Source organism: Acetobacter sp. AC2005 (assembly GCF_037901235.1).
Lineage (GTDB): Bacteria > Pseudomonadota > Alphaproteobacteria > Acetobacterales > Acetobacteraceae > Acetobacter > Acetobacter oryzoeni.
Genome location: NZ_CP149625.1, coordinates 1,555,001 through 1,573,139, shown reverse-complemented (window position 1 = coordinate 1,573,139; position 18,139 = coordinate 1,555,001). Strand labels below are relative to the sequence as shown.

Genomic DNA, 18,139 nt, shown 5'->3' with positions numbered 1-18,139 from the left:
ACTCTCTTTCTGTTCATTCTGTTTGCCACATAGTCGTGAACATCGTAAGTTCCGCCGCATATTTTAACGCTTGGGTGTGTTCTTCCGGAAAGCATAATGTCTGTTTTTTCTATAAGATTTATAAGAAAATTAAATCACAAAACTTGTTACATTGCTGTTTTTCTGGCCCTTACAGGATGCACCCCCCCTGTATCTGTCAAGCAACTCAGCCTGACAGAAGCTTATCTGGACCGTACTCATACGGCCCTTAACGGAACAATCCTTAGCAACACCACCCGGATTGTGTTGGAACGCCAAAACTTGTTGGGCATATGGCAAGCACACCCAAGTGCCGCCATTGATATCCTGCGCAAAAGCACGCAAGACCAATTTTACACACCAGATCTAAATGACCAGCTTTTTGCGTTGGCTGAACTCAGCTACTTACGTGGCAAAAAACATAAGTCTCGCACAGATTTCATGGCTGCTGCCATGTATGCATATGCGTACCTCAACCCAGCGGATAAAACATCGGACCACCCCGATCCGTATGATCCACATTTTCGGCAAGCGTGTGATCTTTATATGCTCAGCCTGACAGAGGCCTTAGGATCACCCGCCAATGTGAATGCTCAACACTGGGTACTGCCATTTGGTGATCTGGATCTTTCATCAAACCCGGCAGAACATATATGGCATGGTTACGAATTAACCGATTTTCGCCCCACAGCACGCCTGACAGTAAATGGCGTTAAAAATATTTATAGCCATATGGGGCTGGGCGAACCTCTAGCCGCTATTCCGCATGTAGATGGCCGCGCCCCATCTTCCTTTACCGTAACAGACAAACTGCGTATCCCTGTCAGCTTGTTTATGGAAATACCTGATCCACGCAGGCAAGTTCTCTCCGATCATATTTCTGGACATCTGACCCTAACAGCGTTGGATGATCAGGGGCATATTCTTATAGCCAACAAAACAGCCATCCCTCTGCAGTATGATCAAACAGCCTCGCGCGCGCTGAGCCTTAGCAATGCTGTAGATTGGTCTAGTGAGTACAAAGGTTTTCTGGACGGTCGTTTTTTTGATAACGGCCGCAAACCTCAGCTCATTGCCATAGAACCTCACCGCTATGGGTGTATTCCTGTTGTGCTTGTTCACGGCACAGCTTCCAGCCCGGGACGATGGGCTGATATGGTGAACGATCTTCTGGAAGATCCTCAAATCCGCGCCCATTTTGAATTTTGGTTTTTTTCTTACGCTACGGGCAATCCTATCCCTTACTCTGCCTTCCAACTTCGCGAGGCTCTAGAAGCTGCCATTCAAAACAACGGTGGCACGCAGGCCGATCCTGCGCTTGGGCATATGGTGCTTATTGGCCATAGCCAAGGCGGCCTTCTAGCAAAAATGCAAGTGATAGACCCCAAAGATAAACTCTGGAATGGACTCACGCACCACCCTTTCAACAGTTTACACCTTACCCCAAAAGCCCATAGCTTTTTGCAAGAAACCCTGTTTCCAAAACCGTTGCCTGAGGTGCAGCAAGTTGTGTTTATTTCTACACCACAACACGGAAGTTACCTGGCTGCACTTTCTCTAGCGCATCTTGTAGGCCGTATGGTAACATTTCCCGTTAGTCTGACAGAGGTGATGCAGCAAGTTGTTGCTGGAGAGTCCGGTTCAATACGCGTAAACATGAGCCCGTGGCGTATGGGCAGCGTGTATGGCATGACACCCCATAGTGCTTTTATCCGCTCTCTTGCCTCCATACCTGTAGTGCCGGAAGTGCGCACACATTCCATTATTCCGGTTTTGGGGGATGGCCCCTTAGCAACAGCCGATGATGGCGTGGTAAAATACCGCAGCGCGCACATTCCTTATGCTGATTCCGAACTGGTTGTGCGGCATTCGGGCCATTCCACACAGTCCAACCCAATCACTATTGCAGAGGTGCGGCGCATTCTGCTGGAGCATCTGGCGCACCTTACGCCGGGAGCGCCAGAAACAGGGGATATGAACAAACAAAATATCACACGTATCGGCGGTGAGTATCAACCAACCACACCCCCAGTACACCCATGAGCAAGCTTCCTCATAATTCTTCGACGCATGGCTGGATTTTTTGGATAAAAGCAGCAGGCATATGCTTATTCAGCCTCTACTCAGCTGCGGCATTTTATTATTCTACCTTAACACCAGATATTCTGCGCTTAGGCCTGAGCATTGTCTTTCCGCTGCTTGTGTTAGGTGCGTTCTTTTTTGCTCCTGCACGGCTTCGCCGCCCTGCCATTCCTGCTTTATGTGCTGTTTTTGCAATATGGTATTTAACTGATCCCCCTCGCAATCATCGAGATTGGGCGGGAGAATATGCGTTGCCGGCAGATGCCATTTTGACCGGTCGAACTGTGCATATTCAAAATATACGCAATTTCAAATACAAAACAGAAACGGATTATACACCACATTATTATGATGCCACGTATAATCTGGATGACCTTTCATCCGTAGATATGATCACCTCCTATTGGGCAGGGGAAAGCATTGCCCATGTTTTCCTGACCTTTGGATTTAAGGATGGGCGCCACCTTGCCATATCTATTGAAACACGCAGGCAAAAGCGTTTCCCCTATTCTGCGATTGCTGGCTTTTTCCATCATTATGAAATGTTTTATGTTACGGCTGATGAGCAGGATCTGATTGGCGTGCGCACAGATATCCGTAAGGAGCGTGTTTATCTTTACCGGCTCTTCATTTCACCGCAAACACGTGAGCGCCTATTTAAAAGCTATCTTTCGGAAATTCATTTCCTGCATACGCATCCACGCTGGTACAATACGCTCGCAGATAACTGCACAACAGAAATTCTCTCCCGCGCTGGTGCACAACTGCATTATCGGCTGGACTGGCGCGTGTTGCTAAGTGGCTACACGGCCTCCTTGGCATATGATTTGGGGCTCTTAAACACGCAGTATGACTTCCCTACCCTTAAACGCCTAAGCCGCATACAAAGGCCTGATGGCGCAACGCCAGATGCATACTATTCGCAAGAAATACGCGCTCATTTACCTTTAGATGACACACCTAAACTTTCACAAACCAAATAACAGAAATGTTATAATGGACACTACATACATAAGATGCTGTTTCGACAACAAAAAACACCAATAACATTTGCGAATAAGAATTACTTATTAAAACTCCTTGATATTTAACGATTTTCTGATTGCATTGTGCCTGAAATATCCGTAAAAAGACCTCACAAACCTCCATCAAAATCTGGAAATCGTATCATGGTAAAAGATCCTAAGGTTATCGAACATCTGAACACGCAGCTGACAAATGAGCTGACGGCTATCAATCAGTATTTCCTGCACGCACGCACCCTGCGCCACTGGGGCGTTACCCTGCTGGGCAAGAAAGAATACGAAGAATCCATTGAAGAAATGCGTCATGCTGATTGGCTGATCGAACGCATTCTGTATCTGGGTGGCCTGCCCAACGTTCAGCGTCTGAACACCATCCTGATTGGTCAGGACGTGAAGGAAATTCTGGAATGCGACCTGAAGCTGGAAGAAAAAGCTCTGGCTGACCTGCGCGAAGGCATTGCCTACTGCGAAAGCGTGCGTGACTTTGTTTCCCGTGACCTTCTGCTGAAGATCCTTGAAAACGAAGAAGAGCACGAAGACTTCCTGGATCGTCAGTTTGATCTGATCAAGCAGATTGGCATTGAACGCTACATCCAGCTGAACTCCGCAGCTGCACCTGATCAGGAATAATCACTGATCAAAAATATGGGGCGTTTCATACGCCCCATATTTCCGTGCCATTTAATTTTTCGCAAATAAATCTGCATAGATTTCTGGCTTAAAGCCAACCGTGATTTTTCCCTGCGCTTCTAAAACAGGCCGTTTTACAAGGGAAGGATAAGCAACCATAAGCGCCAATGCGCGTGGTTCATCAATATTTTCTTTTTCAGAATCAGACAATTTACGAAACGTGGTGCCAGCTTTATTCAAAAGCTTTTCCCACCCAACATTTTGTGCCCACTGCTTGAGTGTAGCGACATCTATTCCCTGCTTTTTATAATCATGGAAGTCATATGCCACACCGTGCGCCTCTAGCCACTTCATGGCCTTACGCATCGTATCGCAGGATTTAATTCCGTATATCGTTATTGGCGCGCTCATAAACCCTCCTAAGGCAAAGCAACTTTTATGACTGGATATCCAGAAGTTTCCGCATTTCTTCCATAAAAGCTGTATCCTGCTCAAGATCAAACGGGCGTGCAAAAATACCCGCATAGCCCACACAAACAGGCTTTGTTTTTACGGCATCCGCTTCTGTCAGATAACGCGGCACAATATGGGTATGGAGCGAAGGCTCCTGATTACACCACGTCTCATAATTAATGCGGGCAGCACCCGTGGCTTTCAGCAGGGCATCACCTACCGTTACACAATCTGCCAGATATTGCATGCGTTCCTGCCCTTGCAGGTCATTCAGGCTTGGCACAATAGGGTCTGACAAAAGCTGGCAATAACCTTGCACAGGCTGTGTATCGGCTACAATAAGCCAACCTGAAGGCATACGCCCGATAACTTGAGGGAACTTTCCTTCCCTCGCCCATTCAACGCGCTGCTGAATTACATTTTTTGTCATGTTTTACCTCAGTCATAATTTTGCTTTCCACAATACGCCTGAGAACAGCCATTTCACGAGGCTTATCGAATCAATCGCAGGCGTGATACCGAAAACAATCTGGTTCATGCCCATTTACCATGCCTGCAGCTTGCATCCATGCATAAACAATAACTGGCCCCACAAAACGAAAACCGCGCTTTTTCAATTCCTTGGAGAGAACCTGTGAAGCTAGCGTTTGCGCAAGTGCATGCGGGTGCTCTGCCTTTACGGGGTTTTGTTGCGCCACACCCCATGCAAAATCTGCAAAATCCTCTCCCATTGCCTGCATCTGCAAATAGGCATGTGCATTTTTAACGGTGGCTTCTATTTTTAGACGCGAGCGGATAATGCCAGCATCTTGCATCAGCCTTTGCACATCGTGCTCTGTAAACTGCGCGATTTTTTCAGGATCAAACCCAGTAAAAGCTTTCCGAAAATTTTCGCGCTTCTGCAGCACCGTATTCCATGAAAGCCCAGCCTGAAAACTTTCCAACACCAGCATTTCCCATAAGCTGCGTGCGTCCTTGACGGGCTTACCCCATTCAGCATCATGGTACTCACGCAAAAGCATGTTTCCACATGCCCATTTGCACCGATGCTTAGGAGAATCCATGCTAATTTTTGGTTTTAGAAGCGGCGTGGCTGTGGTGTTTGCACAAAAGCAAACTGCGCGCCTTCTTCCCGAAGGATCTGGTCTTTTCTTTTGGTCGATTTTGTCCCGAGCTTATCTGCAATTTCATGCGTGGCGGACAGCAGGCCTTTATCACCTTTTAAAAGACCAATCAGAATCCTTACCCGCAAGGCTTCATCTTCGCTCTGCAAGCTATAGTAAATCGTTCGCGATTCGCGGCGTGGCACAATCAGGTTAGAACGCCTTAACGTGCCCAACTGCTGGCTCAGAGTCGGCTGGCCGATTCCGGTTTTGCTTTCCAGTTCCCCTACGGCCAGCGCCCCATGCTGCAAAAGCGCATCCAGAATCATAAGCCGCTGCGGCTGAGCAAACAGCTTTAGCTGCTCCACCAACTGCTTTGCTTCATCTAAAGACATTTCCACCATGAGCTTATCGCCCCTGATCAGGCTTTAAACACATAAACCACGATGGCCCCGCCTGCATGACAGCATCTTGGGTTTGCGCTGTAGGTAGCACCACGTTCCCTCCGGGCGTCCAGCCTTCTGGCGTCAGCACATCCCCTTCATCCACCCGTTGAAGAGCCGCAAGCAAACGCAACAGTTCGGCTACAGAACGGCCCACAGTCATGGGGTAGCAGGTTGTGGCACGCACAATCCCTTGTGGGTCAATCATGTACACACTGCGCACCGTTGCACTATTGCGGGCTGTTGGGTCCAGCATGCCGTAGGCACGTGCAATGGCCATGGAGGGATCTTCCACCACAGGGAAAGGAATCCTTACGTCAAACCTTTCCCGTATGGCCTCAATCCATGCAAGATGCGCGGGCAGGCTATCCACGGAAAGGCCCACTAGCGCACAATTCATGTCAGCAAATTGCGAAGCAGCTTGTGCAAACGCAATAAATTCACTGGTGCAAACCGGCGTAAAATCTGCCGGATGCGAAAACAGCAGCACCCACTGCCCACGCAATGCGCTTAACGTAAGCATGCCTTGGGTTGTCCGCGCCATAAAATCTGGAGCCATGTCTCCAATTCTGGGTGCGGCCACTACCGGCTCCAACTGACTGGTATCTATGATGCGGTCATTCATAGCTGCAGTGTTTACGCGCATTCTTTCCCTTGACGCAAGACGCTTTCATTCTTAATTAAAGTGTATATTCATGTTTACTTAAAATAATAAACTGTTGGGAGTTTCCCTTATGTCAGATCCAGCTATCGCCACAGCCACCCAGCAGATTCTGATGGCTGTGCAGCACCCCGAACAACGGCCTGTTGTAAAAACCTTTTTTGATGAAAAAACCTTTACGGCCAGCCATGTGGTGCATGATCCACAAACCCTCACAGCTGCCGTAATTGATAGCGTACTGGATTATGATCCGGCTTCTGGCCGCATTAAATACGATTCTGCCCAAGAAATTGTAGATTATGTACGCGCCGAAAAGCTGCAGGTTGCATGGCAATTAGAAACACATGCGCATGCTGATCATCTTTCCGCTGCGCCGTGGTTGCAGGAACAGCTGGGCGGCAAGTTGGGTATTGGCGCCAACATTGTGCAGGTGCAGGAAGTTTTTGGCAAAATCTTTAACGCCGATACCAGATTTGCCCGTGATGGATCTCAGTTTGATCATCTTTTTAAAGATGGTGAACAGTTCAAGCTGGGCAACCTGAACGCTATTGCCCTGCACGTTCCGGGGCACACCCCCGCAGATATGGCTTTTGTTATCGGTGATGCCGCCTTTATTGGCGATACACTGTTCATGCCAGATTACGGCACCGCCCGCGCAGACTTCCCCGGTGGGGATGCCCGCATGCTGTATCGCTCTATCCGCCGCCTTCTTACCTTGCCAGCAGAAACGCGCCTGTTCCTTTGTCACGATTACAAAGCGCCAAACCGTGATACCTATGCATGGGAAACCACAGTGGGCGCAGAACGCGCGCACAATGTGCATGTGCATGAAGGTGTGAGTGAAGATGATTTTGTAAACATGCGCACATCGCGCGATGCAACGCTCGCTCTACCCAATCTGATCATGCCTTCCGTGCAGGTCAATATCCGCGGGGGACACATGCCAGAACCGGAAGATAATGGCACCAGCTACATCAAGATCCCCATCAACAAGCTCTAAAATTTACTGATCTTTTCTGGATACCCCGCATGCTCACCTTATTTTCTGCCCATCTCCTGCTGGAACTTATGTCTGGCGTTCTGGTTGGATTCACTCTGGGATTAATCGGTGGCGGAGGATCCATTCTGGCTGTGCCACTTATGGTTTATCTGGTGGGGGTAAAAAACCCCCATGTAGCTATTGGCACCAGCGCATTGGCTGTCGCTATCAACGCATTGGTGGGGCTGGCACAGCATGCCCGCAATCATACGGTAAAATGGCGCTGCGCAGGTATTTTTGCATCTTGTGGGGTTGCCGGAGCCTTTATTGGCGCAGCCATTGGCAAAACAGTTGATGGCAAAAAGCTGCTTTTGTTTTTTGCTCTGCTGATGATTGGCGTAGGCATTCTTATGCTCCGCGGGCGGCATAACGTTGGCTGCCAAGGGGCAAGTTGCAACAGGCATAATGCCCCCAAAGTTATGGGCTATGGCCTTGGCACCGGTCTGCTTTCTGGCTTTTTTGGCATTGGCGGTGGGTTTCTAATTGTGCCTGGCCTTATTGCTTCTACCGGCATGCCCATTCTCAATGCCGTAGGCACATCTCTGGTTGCCGTTTCCGCTTTTGGGTTTAGCACAGCTTTAAGCTATATGCTTTCTGGCTATATAGATTGGCAATTAGCGGCCTTGTTCATTTTGGGTGGAGCGCTTGGCAGCCTGTTTGGCACACGTACAGCCCGCCGTATGTCAGGCTCTTCCAATCATCTTACAACAGTGTTTGCCTGTATCATTTTTATCGTGGCCATCTACATGATCTGGCAAGGTGTGCAGAAGTTATAAAGCTTTTGCGCTACCACATAGCTTGCGTGCGCTCGCCAGCGCCGTATGCAGTTGTGTATAAATATTCTCTTTTCCAAGCACGGCAGTAATATGGTGACGCTCCATATCTTTTAGAAAGAATGGAGCTACACGCCCAAACAAAACGGTTATTCCGCGCGCATGTAATCTTTGCAAAACATCCCGCACAACCTGTGCTGCTGAATAATCAATATCGGTTATGGCACTGCAATCTACCACAACGCATTTTACCGGATTGGGTGCTGATGAAATCAGTGTCATGATATCATCAGCAAACAAATTACAATTTGCATAAAACAGATCTGCACAAAAACGATAAATGATAATACCCGGCATACTTTGCTCTCCGGGGGCAACCGCTTCTGCTTCCAACATCCCGGTGGAGGCTTCTGGTGCCATTATCAACGTATGTGGCATATAGCTATGCCGCACGTGCCGAAACAGAGAGAGTGCAATAGCAATAAAGATACCCTGCTCTACCCCTACGCTTACAACCGTAGCTGCTGTTACCAGCGCCAAACGGAATTCTCCGGGGCTTTCTTGGCGGATACCATTAAGCGCCTGAAGATCTATCATCCGCACGGCTACGCAAAACACAATGGCACCCAACACACAGCGGGGAAGATACTGCAAAGGTTCTGGAAAAAACAAAAGCACACATGCCGTTACGGCAGCAAAAACAAGCTGCGCTTTTTGTGATCTTGCTCCAGCCTGCACGGCCATAGCTGTTTGCGTAGGGCTGCCGTTCACCGTAAATGTGCCGGTTAAAGCTGCGGCAGCATTGGCCGCACACAACCCCACAATATCTGCATTTTCATCAACATGTTCATGAAACATGTTTGCAAAAGCACGTGATGTGGCCGCACTTTGCGCAATAATAACAAAAACACAGGATGCAGAAATAGGTAGCAGGGCCAGCATATCATGCCAGCCCGGAAGAGGTATGGAAAACGCCGGCAAGCCACCGCGTATGCTGCCCAAAATGGCAACATCGTAATGCTGCAGATCCAACCCCCAGCTACACAAAATACTCACAACCACAACACACAGGCCTACAGGCCAATGGGGCCTCTGCCTTGCACCTGCCAACAGCACCACGCAGCTCAGGCTGGCAATGGCCATACTTAACCCTTGCATTTGCCCAAAGCCCTGGAACAACCCTATCGCCTGCACCAGTGTATTGTGAGAGGACGAGACCAAGCCTGTCATGTCATACAACATGCTTAGGCCTACCTGTACACCTACACCTGCCAAAAAGCCCACCAGCACGGTGCGAGACAAAAAATCTGCCAGAAAGCCTAGGCGAAATAAGCGGGCAACCAGCAGAAACCCCGCATTAAGAAGAGCTACCGCACTTACCAATTCCATATATCTGGCACTGCCGGGCGAAACAATTTCTGACAGGCCGCTGGAAAAAATGGCTGCTGTGGCAGAATCTGCCGCCACCACGAGGTGACGTGATGAACCAAACAGAGCAAACGCCACTAACGGAAACAACACAGTATATAACCCGCATACCGCAGGCATTTCGGCAATACGCGCATACCCCAGAACCTGAGGAATGTTCATGGAAGCCAGAGAAAGCCCCGCCAGCATATCCGACCATGACCCGGATTTTTTGGTTATCCGTTGGCCGAGCCAATTTTTTATGCCTAACAAGGGCGACATACTTTCTCTATCCCATTCTATTTACGTGCCATGATACCCTCAAATATCATCATTGAGGCCTCACTCTTTAGGATGCACCTATGTCTGTCACTCTTTACCACAACCCTTCTTGCGGCACGTCACGCACAGTTTTGGGCCTTATTCGAGATGCAGGAATTGAACCGAACATTATCCTTTATCTCAAAACGCCGCCAACCCGGGCAGAATTGGAAAACATTTTAGCCAAAGGAAAGTTGAGCGCGCGCGACATTTTACGCAGTAAGGAAGCTTTATGTAAGGAATTGGGGCTTGATGCGCCCGGCATCAGCAATGATCAGATACTTGATGCCATTGCAGAACACCCCAAGCTTCTCAATCGCCCCGTTGTGGTTACACCCAAAGGCGCAAAAGCCTGCCGCCCGGCTGATGTTGTGCTGGAACTATTATAAAGTAAGCGCAACCATATGCCTCATCTTTCTCCCAAAGAATGAGCGTATGGTTTTAGATATATGGGCTCAAGCATTCTGATACTTGAGCCCATATATCTAACGAGATGCGACATCGACCAGAAGAAGCTCTGCTTTTTCCTGCGCAATCACAACAATATCCTGCTGACCTGTTATTGCCGCTGCATCACCACAATGCAGAACACACCCATCTATTGTCACAATGCCTGATACAACCAACAGATATAGATCTCGCCCTAACGTGGTACTGTAAGCAGCTCCCTCTGCCGCTGGTATAACGGCATGTAACAGACGGGCCCGCGCCGTTAAGGTAACAGGTGCGCCATCTGTAATCTGACCATCTTCTTCTGGATCATCTTCAGGAAATCCTGATGCAAGAATTCTAAAACCGCCATCTTCCAACTGAGGAAAACTTGCACGAACTTCCTGCGCAGGGGCCACACCTTCTACATCAGCCATAAACCAGAACTGAATAAACGTGGCACCCTCTGGACCAGCAGACCATTCCAGTCTTTTACAGCCAGTACCGGTGCTTAAAAGATGCAGTCCGCCCTGCCCTACTTTTTCCTGCTCAAAACCATCTGCATGACTCACCAGACTTCCCGCAGATAGCCATGTGAGAATATCCACATTGGCTTCTGGCCCAAGATGATACGCCTGCTCTGGCTTAAGCATGCCAAGGTTAAGCACACGTAAGCGCCCATCATGGATATGTGCTGGGTCTTGATAATCAGCAAATGCAAAATGGCAGCGGAGTATTAACGTATCTGAATGTGCACTGCCTAACGTAGGTGCTTGCCTGATTGTTATCATACGCCAATCTCACACATGTTTTTTTGCTTTTGTTCTTTCTGGGTACATCCCTTCCCAGCCGCCACCAACCGCACGATAAAGATGCGTAACAGACCCTGCCACGCGGGCCGTGGCATCAGCCAACGCACTTTGAGAAGACAACAGTGCATTCTGCAATGTCAGCACATTCAAGAAATCGGATGAGCCCTGCACATATTGAGCCTTGGCCGTATCTACTGCAATTTCGTTTTCATGCACGGCTTCGGCCAATTCATCTCGCCGATGCTGCGCCGCCGTAAAATCGGCCATGGCATCATCAATTTCCTGCCACGCCTTTAAAACCGTGCGCTGGAACATGGTGGCAGCTTCTTTCTGCTGCGCCTTGCGCAAATGCAGCTGGCCTGTCAGCCGCCCACCTTCAAACAAAGGAAGCGTTGCCGTGGGGCCAAAACCATATTGGCGTGATGCCCATGATCCTAAACCGCTAAACTGAAGCGCCTGCACATCCAAACTGCCAGATAGCGTAACCCGCGGAAAGAAATCTGCAATGGCCACACCAATACTGGCTGTGGCAGCATGTAAATGATCCGCAGCCATACGGATATCTGGCCGACGTTCTGCCAGTTCAGATGGCAAACCAACTGGCACCAAAGCAGGCACAAGCGGAATGGGGCCTGGTGGCCCAAGTTCTGCATCCAAGGCTCCGGGTTCACGCGCAACCAGAAAGCTCAGAGCATTCAGCATATGTGTTGCCTGCGCCTGCAATGGCGGCAAACGTGCTTCAAATGTATGAAGCTGTCCTGTAGCTTCCGCCACATCCAAGCGTGTTGCAGCACCTTGCTCAAACCGCAATGTTGTGAGTTTTACACTATCTTTTGCAACCTGAATATTATGTTGCAAAATGCCAATCTGCGTTTGTGTGGCGCGTAAATCTATATAATCCTGCGCTGCCTCTGCCATAAGAGACACCAGAATATCACGCCGCATTTCTTCCGTTTCGTGCATGGCCGCTGTAGCTGCTTCCACCTGCCTGCGCACATGCCCCCAGAAGTCCACTTCCCACGATGCGTTCATACCGTATTGAGGCAAGTTGAATGATGGGTTCCCAACACTTCCGGGCAAGGCGGTTGGCCCAAACCCTTGAGAGCCAGATGCAATAGACCCTGCCTGTTCACGCTCCATAGTGCCCAGCAACCCCAAAACACCATTGGTGCTGGCCCGTTCTCGCCCATAAGATGCGTTGGCTTCTGCATGCGGAAACTGTGCGGCACTAGCAATCCGCCGCTCTGCCTGGCTTTGCATCAAACGCAGGCTGGCGGCTTTAAGATCCAGATTAGAGACTGCAACTTCATTTTCCAGCTTTGTCAGCACTGGATCATGAAACAGCGTCCACCACTGCGGATCTGTTGATGCCGTTGTAATCTGGCTTTCTGCTGGCGGTTGCGTTGCGCGCCAATCTGCTGGCGCTTTCACCTGCGGTTTATGATAGTTCGGCCCGACTGTGCAGCCAGAAAGCACGAGTACAGACAAGCCGGAAAGGAAAAGACGCTTCATGACATTACTGCCAGATATAACGGGAGTTATTGGCATGCGGGCCTTCTGGCTTTGACGCCGTATCAATATTCACCTCAACAGACATGCCAACACGCACCTTTGCAGCAAGCGGCTGGTCTGGATCAAACGTGAGTTTAACGGGAATACGCTGCACAACCTTGGTGAAGTTACCCGTCGCGTTATCTGGCTGAATAGGTGCAAAAGCGACACCCGTGGCAGGTGCCAAGGAATCCACATGAGCTTTAAGCGGATGACCGGGAAATGTATCGACCCAAACAGTCGCACTCTGGCCGGTTTGCACTTTTGTAAGCTGTGTTTCCTGAAAATTGGCCAGCACATAGGCTTCATGAACAGGCACAACAGCCAAAATACCCGTACCGGGATGCACATAATTCCCTACACGCACGCCACGTTCACCCACCACGCCATCCATTGGGGCCGGAATGGTGCAGTAAGACAGGTTCAGTTCTGCCTGTTTTTCATCACCCTGCATACGCAGCAAAACACCACGGGCCCGCTGAAGCTGGGCTTTTAAAACAGCAACCTGCCGAATAGCCGCATCTACTCCAGCCTGATCTCGCGCTATGGCCGCAACTGCTTCTTTTTCCTGTGCTTCAGAAGATTGCTTTTGCTCAATTGTGCCCGCACCGCCAGAAGAAAGATTGCGATACCGGGTGGCATTTTGGCGAGCAAACATCAACGCTGCCTGATCTGCCATTACAGCAGCACGTGTTTGCGCAATAATGGCATCCTGCCGGCCAAGTTCGGCTTCCAGATTAGCAACATCACCTTGGGCTGCCAGCACATTACCTTTTGCCACTTCCAAGGCTGCCCGGTAATCATCATCCTCAATATGCGCCAGTTCTTCACCTGCATGCACAAGCTGGTTATCCTGCGCAATCACCCTATCAATACGGCCTGACACCTTAGGTGCAACTGTAGGGAAATCTGCTGTTACATACGCATCATTGGTATATTGGTTGACACCATCACCATTGATCAGCCGCGAACCACCCCATGCAACAAGGGCAAGCACAGCAGCGGCACAGCCAGCATAAAGCAGCGGTTTTTTATAGATCATAATCTGTATTCCGGATTAGCGGGCTGGAGTATTTGCAGAAGGCGCGCGCGGTGGATACACCCGGCGCGGCAAAACAAGGTTCATGCAGGCATAACCAAGGCAGACCCAAATCAGCACATAATAGATATCGTTCAACGCCAGAACGAGCGCCTGCTCATGCACATAGGTATGGAAAACCTGCAGTGAATTTCGTGCAACATGTGCACTATCGGGCGATGTCACGGAAAGCTGTTGCGTAATAGGGTTGCCCATGCCCTGCAGGGCCAAGCCATGCGTGCCATGATGATCAAGCAACATTGTGGAGTGATATTGTTCACGCCGGCGGGTTAATGCTGCAAACAGTGCATAAGCAACTGCATTGGCCAAGCCTTTAAGCATATTGACCATGCCAGAAATAAATGGGCCATCGGCGGGACCCATAGCAAGGGTTGCCAACATAAGAGTGGGAATAACGGTCATGGGCTGGCCAAAAACCTGCAGAATTTGCAGCGGATAAAAATTATCCCGCACCCAATCCACAGTCAGCCATGTGCCCAACCATGCAGAAGCAGCCAGACACAACATGCCACCCGCCAGTACAAAACGGCAATCTACCTTACGGCTGTTACAGAAAGCGGCAATCAGCGGCAGCATAATCAGCTGTGGCAAAGCCACAACCAAAGAAACTGGCGCTGTTTGAATAGGCCGATACCCTCGCACCGCAGATAGATAGGTTGCAGGAATATCCCCCATAATCGCACAGATGGCGAGAATACCGACCAGTGAGAGCAAAGCCGCTTGGATATTACGAGACCGCCAATATTGAATGCGAAAATAAGGGCTGGGATGAAAGGCCTCGTTAATCACAAAGACAATAAATGCTGCTCCACCCCAGAATGTCAGATCCGTAATGACGGAGGAGCGGAACCAATCCAACCTGTCTCCCTGATACAGCACAATCACCAAGGAACAGATGGCCGGTAGCCCAACCGACAAGCCAAGCCAGTTGAACTTTTCAAACCGCTCAAAATGCATTGGGTCTTTCGGCAAACCATAAGCCATCATCGCAATGGCCAACACTGCAGTTGGAATAATTTCCCAATACAGCCAGTGCCACCCCATACGTTCAAACCAGAATGCTTCTAACGGCAAACCCAGATTAGGGCCGAAGGTCGCACTCATGGCGTACCCACCAATGCCAAATACGCGTATTTCCGGTGGAAGGTATTTTAACATCACGGTCATCAGCACAGGCGGCAGACACCCGGCTGTTAAACCTTGAAAGGCACGCAAAATACAAAGCGACGTCACATCCGGCATAAAAGGTGCAGGGATGGAAAGCAGCGCCATGGCTGCTGTCATGAAAATGGAAAAACGATAGATTGAGAACGTCATATAAAACCACGGCGTAAACGCCATGGCGGCAATATTGAATGCCTCATAAATGGCAATAACCCACGTGCCTTCATCATGCCCAATGTGCATGGCGCCACGAATATCGGACAGACCAATCTCGGTCACATGCTCATTAAATCCTGCAACATGCACGGCAAGCAGCATGCCCAAACAGCCAATAACAGTACGTAGGCCAAAGGGAGGGATGTAAGAAGGGCGTGGTGGCGCAGCGTGAATAACAGGTGCTGCACCTCCTCCCTGTGCAGGAGCGGCAATATTCATAAGCGCAGTTCAAGCCGCCCGCTGCGTCCCCGACAACCTCCATTTCTGATAAGTGACGAATTCGATTTTCGGAATAGAAACTTCTGGCCATTCCATAAATCAACATCTACTTCTGGAAGGATGAAAGGTTATGATCTCGACCTATTGCGCTACCTTCAGGTTCTTGTTGAAGAAGAAAGCGTTTCTCTTGCTGCACGTCGGCTAAAAATCAGCGAACCGGCCATGAGTCGCCAACTGGCCAAATTACGCAAAGCGTTTGCTGACCCCATTCTTGTGCAATCTGGCCGACGCATGACCCCATCGACCTTTGCCGCGGGCATACTCAACCGTGTGCAGGATGTTGTTGTAGCCGCAGATAGCCTTATAGAAACACGCGCACTTGCCAATCTGGCAAACATGGCACCTACTTTTACCATCCGGGCGAATGATCTGGTTGTGGCAGCCTTGGCCCTTCCACTCCTAGAAGCCTTGAAAAAAGATTGCCCACGCTGTGAAGTTATCTGGGCACCCGAGCTAGATGCCGCTGCATCTGATCCACTGCGCGATGGCAGTGTAGATTTGTACATCGGTGCGACAGACACGATGAAGCCCGAAATACGCCGCCAGACCATTTTCCGCGATTATATGCGGGGCCTTGTACGTAAAGAACATCCAATTCTGGCAGAGCCCATCACACCTCAAAGCATGGTGCGTTACGATTACATCAGCGTTTCACGCAGAGGCCGGGCACAAGGACCTATTGATTGGATGCTGCGTAATCAATATGGGCTCACCCGTAGGATTGCGATGGTGGTGCCCAATTACCATGCAATGATAGAAAGTATGAAAAATACAGATCTCATTCTACCTTTACCGGGTATTGTAATTGATCATATCTCTTTAGATGCTCTGGGGCTGACTTCTTTTGAATTTCCGCTTTCACTTCCATCTGTAGAAGCTTTTCAAGCGTGGCATCCTCGCCGTGATATGGACCCAGTGCATCGCTGGTTGCGAGAAACTCTTTTCCGTGTTGCCCGGCAGGTATTGGTAAAATTCCCCCCATAACAAACCGTGGGTTCGAATCCCGCCGCGGACACCAAAGCAGCAGCTAGAGAATTTTTTGGGCACAAAAAAGCCCTTACAAGTTTATGACTTGTAAGGGCTTTAGATATGGTTGCGGGGGCAGGATTTGAACCTGCGGCCTTCAGGTTATGAGCCTGACGAGCTACCGGGCTGCTCCACCCCGCGGTTGAAGATGTGTTGAAATTTGTAGGGGTAAGATTTGTATAGGGTGGATTGGAAGACCTGGCGGCGACCGACTTTCCCGTGGCTTAAGCCACAGTATCATAGGCGCTGGGGGTTTTCACGGCCGAGTTCGGGATGGGATCGGGTGGATCTCTCCCCGCCATGGCCACCAGGTCATCCAGTCCACCCTGTAAGGGGTGTGTGGAGGACGGTTGGTTATGAAGAAGTAGGCGTTATATGGATGATTTCTGTGCACGGGCTGTCCTTTTAAGGGGACAGTAAGAGAGTGAGCCTATTGGGTGATTAGGACCAGTTAGCTGCACGTGTTACCACGCTTTCACACCTGGCCTATTAACGTGGTGGTCTACCACGACCCTCAGGGAGACCTAGTTTTGAGGTGGGTTTCCCGCTTAGATGCTTTCAGCGGTTATCCCTTCCATACTTAGCTACCCGGCGGTGCCGCTGGCGCGACAACCGGTGCACCAGAGGTATGTTCATCCCGGTCCTCTCGTACTAGGGACAAATCCTCTCAAGTCTCCAACATCCACGGCAGATAGGGACCGAACTGTCTCACGACGTTCTAAACCCAGCTCACGTACCACTTTAATCGGCGAACAGCCGAACCCTTGGGACCTGCTCCAGCCCCAGGATGTGATGAGCCGACATCGAGGTGCCAAACCTCCCCGTCGATGTGGACTCTTGGGGGAGATCAGCCTGTTATCCCTAGAGTACCTTTTATCCGTTGAGCGATGGCCCTTCCACGCGGGACCACCGGATCACTATGGCCGACTTTCGTCTCTGCTCGAGCTGTCACTCTCGCAGTCAGGCGGGCTTATGCCATTGCACTCAACAGCCGGTTTCCGACCGGCCTGAGCCCACCATCGCGCGCCTCCGTTACACTTTGGGAGGCGACCGCCCCAGTCAAACTGCCCACCATACAGGGTCCCGGATCAGGCTAACTGACCACGGTTAGACATCAGAAAAATTCAGGGTGGTATTTCAAGGATGGCTCCACAGGAACTGGCGCCCCTGCTTCAAAGCCTCCCACCTATCCTACACAGAATGTCTCTGATGCCACTGTAAAGCTGCAGTAAAGGTTCATAGGGTCTTTCCGTCTGACCGCGGATACCCCGCATCTTCACGGGGAATTCAATTTCGCTGAGCCGATGCTGGAGACAGCGGGGAAGTCGTTACGCCATTCGTGCAGGTCGGAACTTACCCGACAAGGAATTTCGCTACCTTAGGACCGTTATAGTTACGGCCGCCGTTTACCGGGGCTTCAATTCAGCGCTCTCACACCTCCTCTTAACCTTCCGGCACCGGGCAGGCGTCAGACCCTATACGTCGTCTTTCGACTTCGCAGAGTCCTGTGTTTTTAATAAACAGTCGCTACCCCCTGGTCTGTGCCACCCGCCAATGGTTGCCCACCAACGGGTCTCGCTTATCCCGAAGTTACACGAGCAATTTGCC

At 50.1% G+C, this 18,139-nt stretch carries 16 protein-coding genes, 1 tRNA gene, 2 rRNA genes and 2 pseudogenes (1 of these 21 only partly in view); 8 read left to right on the top strand and 13 right to left on the bottom strand.

Features of this window, described 5'->3' with window-relative positions; translation table 11 throughout:
* Positions 1-96: 96 nt before the first annotated feature.
* The 3 genes from QQM41_RS07670 to bfr all read left to right on the top strand — a co-directional run bounded on the left by QQM41_RS07670 (position 97) and on the right by bfr (position 3,755).
* On the top strand, positions 97-2,061 hold the full coding sequence (locus QQM41_RS07670) for an alpha/beta hydrolase (RefSeq protein WP_339076736.1): 1,965 nt from the start codon (positions 97-99) through the stop codon (positions 2,059-2,061).
* Positions 2,058-3,083 (top strand): DUF4105 domain-containing protein, encoded by a 1,026-nt coding sequence (locus tag QQM41_RS07665; protein WP_339076735.1) that lies wholly within the window; start codon positions 2,058-2,060, stop codon positions 3,081-3,083. Before QQM41_RS07670 ends, QQM41_RS07665 begins: the two co-directional genes overlap by 4 nt.
* Positions 3,084-3,269: 186 nt before the next feature.
* Positions 3,270-3,755: a bacterioferritin gene (gene bfr / locus QQM41_RS07660; RefSeq protein ID WP_003624713.1), complete on the top strand. Its 486-nt coding sequence runs from the start codon at positions 3,270-3,272 to the stop codon at positions 3,753-3,755.
* A gap of 51 nt (positions 3,756-3,806) precedes the next feature.
* Here bfr and QQM41_RS07655 read toward each other — a convergent pair whose 3' ends face one another.
* The 5 genes from QQM41_RS07655 to QQM41_RS07635 all read right to left on the bottom strand — a co-directional run bounded on the left by QQM41_RS07655 (position 3,807) and on the right by QQM41_RS07635 (position 6,400).
* A complete protein-coding gene (locus QQM41_RS07655) occupies positions 3,807-4,166 on the bottom strand; it encodes an ArsC family reductase (RefSeq protein ID WP_339076734.1) in 360 nt (119 codons plus the stop codon).
* A gap of 25 nt (positions 4,167-4,191) precedes the next feature.
* Positions 4,192-4,638 (bottom strand): hypothetical protein, encoded by a 447-nt coding sequence (locus QQM41_RS07650; RefSeq protein WP_339076733.1) that lies wholly within the window; start codon positions 4,636-4,638, stop codon positions 4,192-4,194.
* 70 nt (positions 4,639-4,708) lie between these two features.
* Complete coding sequence (locus QQM41_RS07645) at positions 4,709-5,272, bottom strand: DNA-3-methyladenine glycosylase I (RefSeq protein WP_339076732.1); 564 nt, start codon at positions 5,270-5,272, stop codon at positions 4,709-4,711.
* Positions 5,273-5,286: 14 nt separating this feature from the next.
* Positions 5,287-5,715 (bottom strand): helix-turn-helix transcriptional regulator, encoded by a 429-nt coding sequence (locus tag QQM41_RS07640; protein WP_050818581.1) that lies wholly within the window; start codon positions 5,713-5,715, stop codon positions 5,287-5,289.
* Positions 5,716-5,719: 4 nt separating this feature from the next.
* Positions 5,720-6,400 (bottom strand): peroxiredoxin, encoded by a 681-nt coding sequence (locus QQM41_RS07635; protein ID WP_050818582.1) that lies wholly within the window; start codon positions 6,398-6,400, stop codon positions 5,720-5,722.
* Positions 6,401-6,488: 88 nt separating this feature from the next.
* On the opposite strand from QQM41_RS07635, the gene QQM41_RS07630 reads away from it, so the two are divergent.
* Both QQM41_RS07630 and QQM41_RS07625 read left to right on the top strand, forming a co-directional pair.
* Positions 6,489-7,415, top strand: a complete 927-nt coding sequence (locus QQM41_RS07630; protein ID WP_339076731.1) for an MBL fold metallo-hydrolase — start codon at positions 6,489-6,491, stop codon at positions 7,413-7,415.
* A 29-nt stretch (positions 7,416-7,444) separates the two neighbouring features.
* On the top strand, positions 7,445-8,230 hold the full coding sequence (locus QQM41_RS07625) for a sulfite exporter TauE/SafE family protein (protein ID WP_050818584.1): 786 nt from the start codon (positions 7,445-7,447) through the stop codon (positions 8,228-8,230).
* Here QQM41_RS07625 and QQM41_RS07620 read toward each other — a convergent pair.
* Positions 8,225-9,916 (bottom strand): SulP family inorganic anion transporter, encoded by a 1,692-nt coding sequence (locus QQM41_RS07620; protein WP_339076730.1) that lies wholly within the window; start codon positions 9,914-9,916, stop codon positions 8,225-8,227. The genes QQM41_RS07625 and QQM41_RS07620 overlap by 6 nt on opposite strands.
* Positions 9,917-9,996: 80 nt before the next feature.
* On the opposite strand from QQM41_RS07620, the gene arsC reads away from it, so the two are divergent.
* The gene (gene arsC, locus QQM41_RS07615; RefSeq protein WP_339076729.1) at positions 9,997-10,344 is read left to right on the top strand and encodes an arsenate reductase (glutaredoxin); all 348 of its coding nucleotides are present in this window, start codon (positions 9,997-9,999) and stop codon (positions 10,342-10,344) included.
* 96 nt (positions 10,345-10,440) lie between these two features.
* Here the strand turns inward: arsC and QQM41_RS07610 are convergent, their stop codons facing one another.
* The 4 genes from QQM41_RS07610 to QQM41_RS07595 are packed head-to-tail and all read right to left on the bottom strand — an operon-like array spanning position 10,441 to position 15,445.
* Positions 10,441-11,175 (bottom strand): hypothetical protein, encoded by a 735-nt coding sequence (locus QQM41_RS07610; RefSeq protein WP_339076728.1) that lies wholly within the window; start codon positions 11,173-11,175, stop codon positions 10,441-10,443.
* Between the two features lie 9 nt (positions 11,176-11,184).
* Complete coding sequence (locus QQM41_RS07605; RefSeq protein ID WP_339076727.1) at positions 11,185-12,708, bottom strand: efflux transporter outer membrane subunit; 1,524 nt, start codon at positions 12,706-12,708, stop codon at positions 11,185-11,187.
* Positions 12,709-12,712: 4 nt separating this feature from the next.
* Positions 12,713-13,789: an HlyD family secretion protein gene (locus QQM41_RS07600; protein ID WP_087651583.1), complete on the bottom strand. Its 1,077-nt coding sequence runs from the start codon at positions 13,787-13,789 to the stop codon at positions 12,713-12,715.
* Positions 13,790-13,804: 15 nt separating this feature from the next.
* The gene (locus tag QQM41_RS07595; protein ID WP_339076726.1) at positions 13,805-15,445 is read right to left on the bottom strand and encodes an MFS transporter; all 1,641 of its coding nucleotides are present in this window, start codon (positions 15,443-15,445) and stop codon (positions 13,805-13,807) included.
* Positions 15,446-15,565: 120 nt separating this feature from the next.
* Between QQM41_RS07595 and QQM41_RS07590 the strand changes: the two are divergent.
* Positions 15,566-16,393, top strand: a pseudogene (locus QQM41_RS07590) (LysR family transcriptional regulator); the annotation flags it as partial.
* Between the two features lie 55 nt (positions 16,394-16,448).
* A pseudogene (locus tag QQM41_RS07585) lies at positions 16,449-16,523 on the top strand.
* 72 nt (positions 16,524-16,595) lie between these two features.
* Here the strand turns inward: QQM41_RS07585 and QQM41_RS07580 are convergent.
* From QQM41_RS07580 to QQM41_RS07570, 3 genes are all read right to left on the bottom strand, one after another.
* Positions 16,596-16,672, bottom strand: a tRNA-Met gene (locus tag QQM41_RS07580).
* 55 nt (positions 16,673-16,727) lie between these two features.
* Positions 16,728-16,843 (bottom strand): 5S ribosomal RNA (gene rrf / locus QQM41_RS07575).
* A 108-nt stretch (positions 16,844-16,951) separates the two neighbouring features.
* Positions 16,952-18,139 (bottom strand): 23S ribosomal RNA (locus QQM41_RS07570) (it continues 1,555 nt past the right edge of the window).

Bases quoted from the DNA above. Each gene is read 5' to 3' on its own strand.
- QQM41_RS07670 (WP_339076736.1), top strand. From the start codon at position 97: ATGTCTGTTTTTTCTATAAGATTTATAAGAAAATTAAATCACAAAACT.
- QQM41_RS07665 (WP_339076735.1), top strand. From the start codon at position 2,058: ATGAGCAAGCTTCCTCATAATTCTTCGACGCATGGCTGGATTTTTTGG.
- bfr (WP_003624713.1), top strand. From the start codon at position 3,270: ATGGTAAAAGATCCTAAGGTTATCGAACATCTGAACACGCAGCTGACA.
- QQM41_RS07655 (WP_339076734.1), bottom strand. From the start codon at position 4,166: ATGAGCGCGCCAATAACGATATACGGAATTAAATCCTGCGATACGATG.
- QQM41_RS07650 (WP_339076733.1), bottom strand. From the start codon at position 4,638: ATGACAAAAAATGTAATTCAGCAGCGCGTTGAATGGGCGAGGGAAGGA.
- QQM41_RS07645 (WP_339076732.1), bottom strand. From the start codon at position 5,272: ATGGATTCTCCTAAGCATCGGTGCAAATGGGCATGTGGAAACATGCTT.
- QQM41_RS07640 (WP_050818581.1), bottom strand. From the start codon at position 5,715: ATGGTGGAAATGTCTTTAGATGAAGCAAAGCAGTTGGTGGAGCAGCTA.
- QQM41_RS07635 (WP_050818582.1), bottom strand. From the start codon at position 6,400: ATGCGCGTAAACACTGCAGCTATGAATGACCGCATCATAGATACCAGT.
- QQM41_RS07630 (WP_339076731.1), top strand. From the start codon at position 6,489: ATGTCAGATCCAGCTATCGCCACAGCCACCCAGCAGATTCTGATGGCT.
- QQM41_RS07625 (WP_050818584.1), top strand. From the start codon at position 7,445: ATGCTCACCTTATTTTCTGCCCATCTCCTGCTGGAACTTATGTCTGGC.
- QQM41_RS07620 (WP_339076730.1), bottom strand. From the start codon at position 9,916: ATGTCGCCCTTGTTAGGCATAAAAAATTGGCTCGGCCAACGGATAACC.
- arsC (WP_339076729.1), top strand. From the start codon at position 9,997: ATGTCTGTCACTCTTTACCACAACCCTTCTTGCGGCACGTCACGCACA.
- QQM41_RS07610 (WP_339076728.1), bottom strand. From the start codon at position 11,175: ATGATAACAATCAGGCAAGCACCTACGTTAGGCAGTGCACATTCAGAT.
- QQM41_RS07605 (WP_339076727.1), bottom strand. From the start codon at position 12,708: ATGAAGCGTCTTTTCCTTTCCGGCTTGTCTGTACTCGTGCTTTCTGGC.
- QQM41_RS07600 (WP_087651583.1), bottom strand. From the start codon at position 13,789: ATGATCTATAAAAAACCGCTGCTTTATGCTGGCTGTGCCGCTGCTGTG.
- QQM41_RS07595 (WP_339076726.1), bottom strand. From the start codon at position 15,445: ATGAATATTGCCGCTCCTGCACAGGGAGGAGGTGCAGCACCTGTTATT.